This is a genomic window from Dokdonella sp. (assembly GCF_039926425.1).
Lineage (GTDB): Bacteria > Pseudomonadota > Gammaproteobacteria > Xanthomonadales > Rhodanobacteraceae > Dokdonella_A.
The window spans coordinates 1-11,134 of record NZ_JBDSWZ010000066.1; the positions used below are offsets into that span (position 1 = coordinate 1).

Here is an 11,134-nt window from a genome sequence, read left to right on the forward strand (position 1 = left end):
GGCCGCTTCGCACAGGCGTTCCAGGAAATGACAGCCATCGTCCGCGCCGCGCTCATCGGCGGGTGCGAATTCGGTGATGGTCAGTCCGACGAGCCTGCCTGTGATGGCGATCCTGCGCACCAGCGCAAGTCCGCTCTCCATCGACAGCCGTCCGTCCGGATACGCCACGTGCGGAAATTCGACGGGGTCGAGTGCATCCAGATCGAAATGGATGTGCACAGGGCCCGCGATGGTTTCATCCGTTTCGAGCCATGAGAGCGCATGGCTGCGTTGAAACGCCCAGTCACCGTCATCACCCACATGCGCCGAGACATATCGGAACCGCGAGGGCGGCAACGGTGTCGACAACAGCGCCTGCAGATCGGGCGGGGCAGAACCGAGAATCGCAGCGACCGGCATCCCGTGGAAATTGCCGCTGGGCGAGGTGTCCACGGTATTGGCGTCGAGATGCGCATCGACCCAGATGACAGCCAGGTCTGCATGGCGGCGATGCAGGTAGTCGACGACGGCGATGTCGCACGCGCAGTCACCGCCGGCAGTCAGAACACGGTGTGGCTGCTGCGCGTCGAGAATCGCGCAGGCCGACCGAAACTGGTCGACGATCGCGCTCCAGCGATTGATCCCGCCGCCGGTTTTACCTTGCCCTGCATCCGGCACGCGCATCAGTGGTCCGTATCGTCCACACACATCCGCTGCAGCACGTGCGCCGCGGCGCAGGTTTTCCGACCGCCCTGAGCCCTGCCACTGCGGATAGGAAAGCACGAGATCGAATGCGTTGGCGTCACGTTGCAATGGACACTCCTTCTGTGAAAACCGTTCAGCCATCCGCCGGCGATTCGAGCTGGCGCAGGCGTGGCAGCAGCGTGATCCACTCGCGAAACGCCGCCAGCACATTGCGCAATTTCCCAAGCGTATCGGCATCGTAGCAGCCGACTGCCGTGTCGAAGACGTGCGACGCATCGCGCACGAACAGCATGGGTGCCGGCAACACGAACGAGCCCGTCGCCGTCAGCGCCTGGCGCAGTTGAGCCTGCGCGAGACGCGTGCCCCATGGGCCGGTCGTTGCGCCAACGATCGCGACAGGCGTGCGCTCCAGTACGTCGATGCCGTCGTCCGTCGGCCGCGACAGCCAATCGATCGTGTTCTTCAGCACGCCGGGAAGCGACTGGTTGTACTCGGGCGTCGCGATCAGCAGTCCATCCGCATTGACGGCCGCATCGCGCAGCCGCTGCACACCGTGTGGCAACTGCGCAGGGCTGCACGCGACGTCTTCATCGAACATCGGAATGTCGGCAATCGTGTCATGGAGATGCACCGACATTCCTGCCGGAGCCACCAACGCGGCGCCCTGCAGCAGACGCCGGTTGTAGCTCTCTTGCCTGAGGCTGCCGCAGACCGCCAGCACTCGGATGGGTTCATGGATTCGTGTCATCGGGGTTGGGCCTTGTTTGGGTGATTCAGAGCAGGAGAGCGAGCGCGCTTGCGATCAGTGACGCCCCCAGGATGCGGTCCACCCATCTTCGGGTCGCGGGATTTGCGAGACGCGAAGCGAGTCGATCGCCCGCGAGTGCCCACACCAGCAGGCATGCGCCCGGGATCATCACGAACATGATTGGGAGGTACGCAAAGCGAGTCAGTGCGTGACTCGCGGGACATGCGGCGACGAGTGAAAGGACCATCACCCAGCTCTTGGGGTTGAGGAACTGGAAGCCGATCAGGCCGGGTACTCCGGCGGGCAACGCCGGGTCCACAGGCTCGACGGAGCGCGTGCGCATCAATTGGCATCCGAGAAATGCGAGGTATGCAGCGCCGCCGACTGCGATGGCCGTTCGCAGCGCAGGCCAGCGTTCGAATGCATCGTTGATTCCAGCTGACACCAGGGCGAGCATCAGCACGCCACCGATGACGATGGCGGAGATGGCCGGCAGTGCGAACGCAAACCCACCGCGCGCCGCGGTGCGAAAAACGACCAGGTTGTTCGGTCCTGGCGTGATCGCAGCCACCAGAAGCACGCTCGCGGAGGCGAGGAGGGAATTGTCGATCGACGTCATCGGGTTCGTAGATAAAGGAGTGAAGGGAACACGCGTCGGCGATGGCGCGGGAGAGAGCGCCCATCATCCGGGCTGAACGCCGTGCGTGCCGACACCGCTGTGGTCTACTATTCAGACCATGAAAGATCTTCCCCTCAATGCGCTTCGTGCGTTCGCGCTTGCCTGTTCGAAAGGCGGAGTCCGGGCGGCGGCGCGTGAGTTGGGCGTTGCGCATTCCTCCGTGAGTCGGCACCTGACGGAACTCGAGGCGTGGCTCGGGCTGGCGGTCGTCGATCGTGATCGCGACACCGCCTGGGCACCCACGCAGCAGGGCGGGGCGCTCGGCCAGAAAATCCTCTCGCACCTGCAGGCCATCGACGCCGAGATCGCTGCGGTGCGCGAACAGCGGTCGCCATTTTCGTTGACGATGACGGTGGCGCCATCGTTTGCTTCGCGCTGGTTGCTGCCTCGCTTGCCTGCGCTGGAGCGCGCGCACCCGCGGATCGAACTGTCGGTTCTGGTGAGTCAGCAGCTGGACGCGTTGAACGAGGGGATCGATCTGGCGGTGCGGATGGGTGCTGGCGCATGGCCCGGCGTCGACTGCGAGCCGCTGATGGACGACGTCCTGTATCCGGTCATGAGCCCGGCGCTGTGGAAAGAGGCACGGCAATCGCGGGATGTTTCAAGTTTGCGCACGCTGCGCCTGCTGCACGATCGCGATCCGCTCGCGAGCTGGGAGCACTGGCGCACGCAGTTTGGTCCGGCGTCGATCGACTTGAAAAAAGGGCCGCGCCTGGCATCGTCCGATCTGGTATTGCGCGCTGCCGAACTCGGGCAGGGCGTCGCACTGGCGCGCGGTCGGCTGGCCGCCGATGCGCTGGAAAGCGGTGCGCTGATTCGCCCGTTCGGTATGCGTGAAGTCCGACTGACCGATGCCTACTGGATCGTGCGACCCAAAGGAGACGCCCTGCGCAGCACGCGGCGCCGCACGGTCGAAACAGTGATCCGCTGGTTACGCGATCAGGTCTGACCGGGTAGCGCACGGACTCGCGCTTTCGTCGGCCGGACGCGCTCTTTGCGGCCGGCCCCCCCCATCAAGAGCGCCGGCCGCAAGAAGCGCGTCCGGCCTACGAAAATCCCGGGCGCTCGAACCGGTCAATTCCATGAATCGCTGCCGATGAGCGGAAACGCACGGGAATTGCGGCAATGACACGCCGTGCAAACGGTGCGTGTTGCCTTTCGGGCACGTCAGCAAACGCGCTACTCGCCGTCGGGCTCTTCCGTCAGGAACACCGGCCATCCTTCGAAATCGAGATCCGCACGGTCGACGATATCGCGTCGGATCTCGTCGATGATCAGCTGCTTGTTCGACGCGGATTGCTGTTGCGGCAGTTCACGTTTGGTTTCGATCTCGGTGTCATCCGGTTGATCCGGTGGACCGTAACCCGCGCCCCTGAGCTTGATGCTGTATCTGAAAACCATCGGCGCCACCTTGTGCTTCACGGTGCAATTGGTGCATGCACTGTGGAGGGGCGCGGCTGAACTCTGCCCTTGTCAGGCACATCCTTGATCCCGTGCTCGCACCGCGGTCGACGAACGTGAAGACAACGCTCCGGTCACATCAGCGGCGACACGCCGATGAGCCAGCGATGGATCACCATCACGAACGCGACGTACAGAACGAGACCTCCCACCACGACAATCGCGTCGTTGGCCGGCCCGCGCGGCGCGACGGGAATCACGTGCGGATTTCTCCGCCTCTTGATCGCGATCCGGTCCGCAACGGCCCACGCGAGAAAGGCGCCAAACAGGATCATGTCGACCAGCGTTCCGTTCGCCAGCAGGTGGGCGAGCGCCCAGAACTTCACCGCCAACAGCATCGGATGTTTCGCGGCGGTCTTGATGCGACCGGGAAGATAGGCAGCCAACAGCAGCGGGAACACCGGCAGCATGACCAGCAACGCGATGTGCCGCATGTAGGTGGGCGGCGACCAAACGACCGGCGTCACCTGTCGCGCCAACCCGTAACCGTAGACCAGCAGCACGAAGCCGATCACCGAGACCACCGAATAGAGGCCCTTCCAGGCGCCCGGGTTGCGCGCGACCTGCGCATCGCGCCAGGTCGGTGCAGCGATCGAGACCGAGTGGATGCCGAGAAACACGATCAGACCGACGATGAACAGGATCATGAGGTACCCCCGAATGACGATGCAGTCTATCGCAGCGCCTGCTCTTCCATTCAACGATGCCGACGGGCGAGCAGGAAGATCCACATGGACCGCGCGGCTCACGTTCGGGCGAGCCCGCGGAAGCGGTCGCTTCCCCCGGCAAATTCACATGCCACGCTTGACAAGCGAAGAAGCAGGTAGTGCAGTCCGACGAAGCATGGCGGCTCATTCGCACCATGATGACGGCCGACCGGCAACCCATCGCCCGCAGGCAGGGTTCATCGTCGCAACCGGCTTCTTCTTTGCGAATGTGATTCCCGCCCATCGCCGACAATCCCACGTCACCAAGGACCCTCATGCCCATCCGCCCCACGTACATCGCCGCCTGCATCGCGCTGGCCATTGGATCACTCTCGCGCGCGGCAGCAGAAACCACTGCGCACACGATGCCCGAAACGATGGACATCTTGCGCCATGCGATCGCCGCGCAAACGGAAGAGGGCAAGGACAAGGTTCCGGAGTTCGCGCGCTATCTCGCCGACAAGCTGGAATCGGCGGGCTTTGCGAAAGCGGACATCGACATCATTCCGGTCGCGCGCACCGCCGCACTGGTCGCGCATTACCGCGGCAGCGGCAAGGGCAAACCGATTCTCCTTTCAGCGCATATGGACGTGGTCACCGCGAACCCGAAAGACTGGACGCGCGACCCGTTCACACTGATCGAGGAGAACGGTTATCTCTATGGCCGGGGAACGGCCGACATGAAGACCAATCTCGTCACGCTGGTCGCAACGATGATGCGCTTCAAGCGCGAGGGTTTCGTCCCGTCGCGCGAAATGATCCTGGTGTTCTCGGGCGACGAGGAGACCGAGATGGCCTCGACGCGCGAACTGGCCAAGCGGTATCACGACGCTGAATTCCTGCTCAACGCGGACTCCGGTGGCGGTACGTTCGACGACCAGATGAAGCCTGTGGATTACGAAATCCAGGCGGCGGAAAAGACCTATGCCGATTTCCTCCTGACAGTCACCTCGCCTGGCGGTCATTCGAGCGAGCCCGCGCCGGGCAACGCGATCTATCGTTTGAACAAGGCACTGGATCACGTCGAGGCGCACGCGTTCCCTGTGCAGCACAGCGACATCACGCTCGCGTCGCTGAAGGCGCTCGGCGAACATGGCAACGGTCCGCTCGCACAAGCGATGCTGACGTTCAGTGCGAACCCGAACGACGCCGCGGCTGCAGCGACCATTTCGGCAGACCCGGCCTATGTCGGCCAACTGCGCACGACGTGTGTCGCCACCATGATCGACGGCGGCCACGCGCTCAACGCGTTGCCCCAGCGTGCCACCGCAAACATCAACTGCCGCATCTTCCCCGGCGTCAGCATCGATTCGGTGCAGGCCACGTTGAACACCGTCGTCGCGGATCCCACGGTGAAGATCACCGTGCAGTTGCCGGCGCCGGTGCAGAGCCCGCCGTCGCCGTTGCGCGCGGACGTCGTTGCCGCCGTGACTGCAACGGTGCACGAACGCTTCCCGGCCGTGCAGATCGTTCCCGGGATGTCGTCCGGCGCGTCGGACAGCCTCTACTTCCGCAACGCCGGGGTACCGAGCTACGGCGTCTCTCCCAACTTCGGCAAGGCCAATGATTCGTTCGCCCATGGCCTCAATGAAAAGCTGCTGGCCTCGGAGGTTCCGGCGGCACTCGATTTCTGGCACAGCCTGCTGACCAAGCTGGCGAAGTAAAGGGCGCAAAGGACGCCCAGTGACCCAAGAGCCGCGACCGCATTCGTCGTTCGAACGCGTCGCGGGTGCGCCGGCCGGCCGAATTGAGTGATCCGCAGCCACCATGGGTTGCGTACATTGAAGCAGTGCCGCGGGAACGCGGTGCATCGTTGTGCCTGCGCCGCACTCTCTTGAAACGGGAGCGCTGCAACGCACCCGCATCATTCAATATCGACCTGGCAGAACCTCGAAGACCATGCAAGCCGACGACTGGCAACGTGTACGCGCACTCTTCGATGTTCTGGTCGATCAGCCGCCCGAGACCTGGGAGGCCGCACTGGACGAGCGCGGCGTGGAGGATCCGCAATTGCGCGCGGAGATTCTCGCGCTGCTGCGGGCGGACAGCGGGGATGTCGTTCGAACGGTGGTCGATGCGCAGGTGCCGGATGTTCTTTCCGCATTTCACGATCGCGAGATTCGGGTCGAGAGCGAGAAACTCCATGGGCGCAAGGTAGGCCCGTTCCGCCTCGTTGAGGAGATCGGACGCGGCGGCATGGGCACCGTCTGGCGTGCCGAGCGCGTGGAGGGCGGGTTCGAGCAGATTGTTGCGATCAAGCTGATCCGCGCCGGTTGGGACGCGCAGGAGCTGATCGGCCGCTTTCGCGCCGAGCGGCAGATTCTCGCGCATCTCAATCATCCGAACATTGCGCATCTGGTCGATGGCGGTCTGACCGACACCGGGCTTCCGTGGCTCGCTCTGGAGCATGTCGACGGGACCGACCTTCGCAGCTACTGCGACGAGCACGATCTCGGCATCCACGCGCGTCTGCAATTGTTCCTGACCGTCTGCGCAGCCGTGAGTCATGCGCATGCGCACCTCGTGGTGCATCGCGATCTGAAACCGTCGAACCTGATGGTCAATCGACGCGGCGACGTGAAACTGCTCGACTTCGGCATCGCCAAGCTGGTCGATCCCGTGGCCAGCCACGCCAGTCTGCAACGCGTCTTCACACCCGAGTACGCCGCGCCCGAGCAGGTGCGCGGCGAAGCGGTCACCACCGCAGTCGACGTGTATGCGCTCGGCCTGTTGCTGTACGAGTTGCTGACCGGCCGCCGGCCCTACAAGGTGAAGGACTCGACGCCCGCCGCGTACGAACGGGCGATCCTCGATCAGGAGCCCACCCGCCCAAGCCTCGCGTTTGGCAACGATGGCGACCCAGGCGACGTCGTGATACGAACGGCGGGGCGTGAGGTCTCGGCGCAGCAGCTGCGCCACGAACTGCGCGGTGATCTCGATTCGATCATTCTGAAGGCTCTGCGCAAGGCGCCCGAGCAACGCTATGCCAGCGTGGCCGACCTCGCCCTGGATATCGAAAACCATCTCCACAGCCGACCGGTGGCGGCACGGCGGGGTGGCTGGCGCTACCGGTCCTCGCGCTTCCTGCGCCGACACGCGCTGGCCGCTCTATTGGGTTTCATCGCGATCGCCGCGCTCGTCGTGGGCCTGGCCACCGCATTGGTGCAAGCCAACGAAGCGCGCCTCCAACGCGATGTGGCGCGCACCGAAAGCGACAAGTCGCGACAAACCGTCGAATTCCTGCTCGACATCTTTCGCAGTGCCGATCCGGCTGCGACCAAGGGTGAAAAAATCACGGCCGAAGCGCTGCTCAAGAGTGGCGCCGAACGCGCGGAGCACTACCGGTTCAAGGACCCCGCGGTGCATTTCGATCTGCTCATGGCGATGGGCGAGGCGTATCTCGGCATTGGTGCCTCGAAGGAATCGTTCGGGCTGTTCGAGCGCGCACTCGACGTGCAGACCACGGCTCTGCCCGACGCGCACGGCAAGCGCGTGCATGCACTCACCTTGCTCGCGCGCAGCCAGGGCGGCCTCGACGATTTCAAGGACGCGGCCCTGAAGCTCGATGAAGCGGCGCGCTTGCTGCCGGCCGATGCAGCCGAGTCGGAGCTTGCTGCCGATCTCGCCGTCACGCGTGGCATCAATCGCATGTCGCAAGGCGAAATCACCGGTGCCATCGACGACATGGCGCGCGGCACTGCGTTGTTCCTGACATTGCGCGGCGCCGCCGACGACACCACTGCCAGCTCCGCGATCACGCTGAGTTGGGCCTATGACGATCAGGATCGCCATGCGGAGGCACGCGTGTTGCTCGAACCCATCGTCAGTGCGTTGCGTGCGTCCGATGCAACCAATCCGGTCCGTCTGGCGGACGCGCTCGATGCACTCGCCAACACCTACGAAACCAGCGCAGAAGCCGCTGCCGCATCGCAGATGCGCAAGGAAGCGCTCGCCATCACGCGGCGCGTGTACGGCAACACACATGGCTATGTCGGCATCCGGCTCAACAATCTGTCGTTCAGTCTGATGCGCTCGCATGACTACGCGGGCGCGAATGCGGCCATGAAGGAGGCGTTCGACTTGCGCAGATCGCTCGAGCCGCCCGGTTCGCGCAAGCTCGGCACCAGTCTCAACAACCTGGCCTCCACCGAATACGCGCTCGGCCACTGGGCCGAAGCGGAACTGATCTGGACCGAGGCGCTGGACATCCGACGCAAAGGCGCAGACGCCACCGATACCGCGTTCACGCTGACCGGGCTCGCGGGCGCGCAACGCGAGCAGGGCAACCTCAAAGGCGCGCGCCGGAACATCGATGAGGCGGTGGCCGTGTTGCGGGCGCATCCGTCGCCCAAGCCGACGCATCTTGCACGCACCCTGATCGAACAGGTCGAGGTCGACCTCGCGCTGAACACCGTCGCCTGTGCAGATGCCGAAGAAGCGGTCGCGCTGATGGCGAAGAACGTCAGCGCGGATGATCCGCAGCGGCTGTATGTCAACGCGGTCGCCGCAGGATGCGCATTGCGCAGCGTGGACAATGCAACGACGCGTCAACGGGTCGTCGACGCACAGAATGCGATGCATGCCGAATATCCGGCCGACGCGGCGCATTTGAAACAGGCGCTCCGCTACGCTGTCACGAATTCCTGATTCAGCGTCGAGCAAAGCCCTCGATTGGCACCGATGCAGATAACGCACGTGGGCTGCCCACCCGATGGACATCGTTGCGGCGTCGCGCTGACGCAAAATGCTTGGTGGGAGCGGCTTCAGCCGCGATGCTTTTCATGAAGAGCTGTGAAGCAAGTCGAAGGCATCGCGGCTGAAGCCGTTCCCACAAAAGCAGCCTCGATGAAGCCGTGGAAGTCGGTGCGACTTGTGCGGATGTAAACAAACCCAATCGACACTGGCGACGTCGCACGCCGCCCGATCGGAGTTTCGTGGCGTGTCAGGCCACCATCGCCGAACAACCCCATAGGCCGGACGCGTTTTTCGCGGCCGGCGCTCTTCGTGCAATGGGGCGGAAAAGCGCCGGCCGCGAACAGCGCGTCCGGCCTACGGATCTGACATCGTCGCGGAGTTGCGCAGCCGTCGCCGCTGGCGAGCCGTCTGCTGTTCTGTTAGGTTTTTCGACGTCACTCCCCTCGCAAACGGCTGCCGCACATGATGATCTCCCGCCTGATCGTGGCCGCAATTGCCGGTGCGACGTTGACCGCGCTCGGCCCAACCCCACCGATATCTCCGGCCACTGCACAGTCCGCCGACGCTGCGGCAAGCGCGAACCCGACGTCGCTCTATTCGGAAATGCATTGGCGCGCCATCGGTCCGACGCGCGCCGGCCGGGCGAGGGCGCTCGCCGGAGTTCCAACCCAGCGCAACGTGTTCTATGTCGGCTATGACAATGGCGGTGTCTGGCGATCGACCGATTACGGTTCCAACTGGCTGCCGTTGTTCGACAAGGAGTCGACCGGGTCGATCGGTGCAATTGCCGTCGCGGAGTCGGACCCGAACATCATCTACGTGGGTTCCGGCGCGGGAATCATCCGGCCCGATCTGGCCGTCGGCGATGGCGTCTACAAATCCATCGACGCGGGCGCGACGTGGACGCATCTGGGTTTGCGCGACACGCAGATGATCGCCAACATCGCGGTGGATCCGAAGAATCCGGATCGACTGTTCGTCGCCGCGCTCGGGCATCCCTACGGACCGAATGCGGAGCGCGGAATCTTCCGTTCAACCGACGGCGGCAAGACGTTCGACAAGGTGTTGTATCAGGACGAGTACACCAGCGGCAACGACGTTCGCATCGATCCATCCAATTCCAACATCGTGTACGCGGCGTTGTGGCAGCAGCAGCAGAGTTATCTCGAAGGCGCCGAGTTTGGCAAACCGAACGGCGGCATTTTCAAGTCGAGTGACGGTGGCACCACGTGGAAGCGTCTTGCCAATGGATTGCCAGCGGGCGTCATCGAAGCCAATCTCGCCGTTGCGACGCAGGATCCAGGCACGGTCTACGCAATGGTCGCGGCGATCGCGGGAGCGGTGCCGACCAAGCAGGAAGGCACCACCGGAACGGTCGGGCTCTATCGATCGACCGATGCGGGCGAGCATTGGTCGCAGGTCACGCACGGTCCCACTACAGCGCCCGCATCCGCAGGCGGCACGATGGACCCACGCCCGCTTGCGCGCATCGGTGGCGGCGATCTTCCAACGATCACCGTCGATCCGACGAATTCAAACAGGGTCTACAGCGCGTCAACGGTGCTGTGGCGCACCGACGATGGCGGAACATCGTGGAGCGCAGTCCGTGGCAGTCCCGGCGGCGACGACTATCAAAAGGTCTGGATCAATCCGGTCGATCCGACCATTCTTCTGGTCGTCGCCGATCAGGGCGCGATCGTATCGGCCAACCGCGGCGTGTCGTGGAGCAACTGGTACAACCAGCTCACCGCGGCGATGTATCACGTGTCGACGGACAACGCGTTTCCGTATCGCGTGTGTGGTGGTCAGCAGGATTCGGGGTCAGCGTGCGTCGACAGCCGCTCGATGGACGGAGAAATCACGTTCCACGACTGGCATCCGGTCAACATCCAGGAATACGGCATTGCGGCCGCCGATCCGAACGATCCGGATCTCGTCTTCGGAAGCGAACGCACGAACGTGAGCCTGTACAACCGCACCACCGCGCAGACCACGCGCGTCGGCCCCGGCAAGGATCAACGCGGCACCGACTACGGTCGCAACGTGCGCACGATGCCGATGCTGTGGTCGCCGGTGGATCCGACGGTGTTGTTCTACACATCCAACGTGGTGTGGAAGTCGACGGACCACGCGCACAGCTGGACACGCATCAGTCCCGAT

Annotated in this window: 8 protein-coding genes and 1 pseudogene; 4 read left to right on the top strand and 5 right to left on the bottom strand. The window is 63.9% G+C overall.

The features are described from left to right. The 3 genes from ABIV12_RS03775 to ABIV12_RS03785 form a co-directional block, all read right to left on the bottom strand. On the bottom strand, nucleotides 1-792 hold a 792-nt coding region (locus tag ABIV12_RS03775; RefSeq protein ID WP_348056385.1), incomplete at its 3' end, for an arginase family protein. Nucleotides 793-817: 25 nt separating this feature from the next. Next, nucleotides 818-1,432 (bottom strand): NAD(P)H-dependent oxidoreductase, encoded by a 615-nt coding sequence (locus tag ABIV12_RS03780; RefSeq protein WP_348056387.1) that lies wholly within the window; start codon nucleotides 1,430-1,432, stop codon nucleotides 818-820. Nucleotides 1,433-1,457: 25 nt separating this feature from the next. Continuing rightward, nucleotides 1,458-2,051 carry a LysE family translocator gene (locus ABIV12_RS03785; protein ID WP_348056389.1) on the bottom strand — a complete coding sequence of 198 codons (594 nt, stop codon included), beginning with the start codon at nucleotides 2,049-2,051 and terminating at the stop codon, nucleotides 1,458-1,460. A 118-nt stretch (nucleotides 2,052-2,169) separates the two neighbouring features. Between ABIV12_RS03785 and ABIV12_RS03790 the strand changes: the two genes are divergently transcribed. Beyond that, nucleotides 2,170-3,060: a LysR substrate-binding domain-containing protein gene (locus tag ABIV12_RS03790; protein WP_348056390.1), complete on the top strand. Its 891-nt coding sequence runs from the start codon at nucleotides 2,170-2,172 to the stop codon at nucleotides 3,058-3,060. Nucleotides 3,061-3,290: 230 nt separating this feature from the next. On the opposite strand, the gene ABIV12_RS03795 is transcribed toward ABIV12_RS03790, so the two are convergent. Together ABIV12_RS03795 and ABIV12_RS03800 are read right to left on the bottom strand one after the other, a co-directional pair. Then, a complete protein-coding gene (locus ABIV12_RS03795; RefSeq protein ID WP_348056392.1) occupies nucleotides 3,291-3,512 on the bottom strand; it encodes a hypothetical protein in 222 nt (73 codons plus the stop codon). A gap of 134 nt (nucleotides 3,513-3,646) precedes the next feature. Continuing rightward, nucleotides 3,647-4,219, bottom strand: coding sequence for an NnrU family protein (locus tag ABIV12_RS03800; protein ID WP_348056394.1), 573 nt, complete (start codon nucleotides 4,217-4,219; stop codon nucleotides 3,647-3,649). 335 nt (nucleotides 4,220-4,554) lie between these two features. On the opposite strand from ABIV12_RS03800, the gene ABIV12_RS03805 reads away from it, so the two are divergent. The 3 genes and pseudogenes from ABIV12_RS03805 to ABIV12_RS03815 form a co-directional block, all read left to right on the top strand. After that, nucleotides 4,555-5,943, top strand: a complete 1,389-nt coding sequence (locus ABIV12_RS03805) for a M20/M25/M40 family metallo-hydrolase (RefSeq protein WP_348056396.1) — start codon at nucleotides 4,555-4,557, stop codon at nucleotides 5,941-5,943. A 235-nt stretch (nucleotides 5,944-6,178) separates the two neighbouring features. Further along, entirely contained in the window at nucleotides 6,179-8,926 is a 2,748-nt protein-coding gene (locus ABIV12_RS03810; protein ID WP_348056398.1) for a serine/threonine-protein kinase, read from the top strand. Nucleotides 8,927-9,436: 510 nt separating this feature from the next. Beyond that, nucleotides 9,437-11,134 (top strand): annotated as a pseudogene (locus ABIV12_RS03815) (hypothetical protein); the annotation flags it as partial.

Excerpts from the sequence above, each read along its gene's own strand:
- ABIV12_RS03785 (WP_348056389.1), bottom strand. The coding sequence starts at position 2,051 with ATGACGTCGATCGACAATTCCCTCCTCGCCTCCGCGAGCGTGCTTCTG.
- ABIV12_RS03795 (WP_348056392.1), bottom strand. The coding sequence starts at position 3,512 with ATGGTTTTCAGATACAGCATCAAGCTCAGGGGCGCGGGTTACGGTCCA.
- ABIV12_RS03805 (WP_348056396.1), top strand. The coding sequence starts at position 4,555 with ATGCCCATCCGCCCCACGTACATCGCCGCCTGCATCGCGCTGGCCATT.
- ABIV12_RS03800 (WP_348056394.1), bottom strand. The coding sequence starts at position 4,219 with ATGATCCTGTTCATCGTCGGTCTGATCGTGTTTCTCGGCATCCACTCG.
- ABIV12_RS03810 (WP_348056398.1), top strand. The coding sequence starts at position 6,179 with ATGCAAGCCGACGACTGGCAACGTGTACGCGCACTCTTCGATGTTCTG.
- ABIV12_RS03780 (WP_348056387.1), bottom strand. The coding sequence starts at position 1,432 with ATGACACGAATCCATGAACCCATCCGAGTGCTGGCGGTCTGCGGCAGC.
- ABIV12_RS03790 (WP_348056390.1), top strand. The coding sequence starts at position 2,170 with ATGAAAGATCTTCCCCTCAATGCGCTTCGTGCGTTCGCGCTTGCCTGT.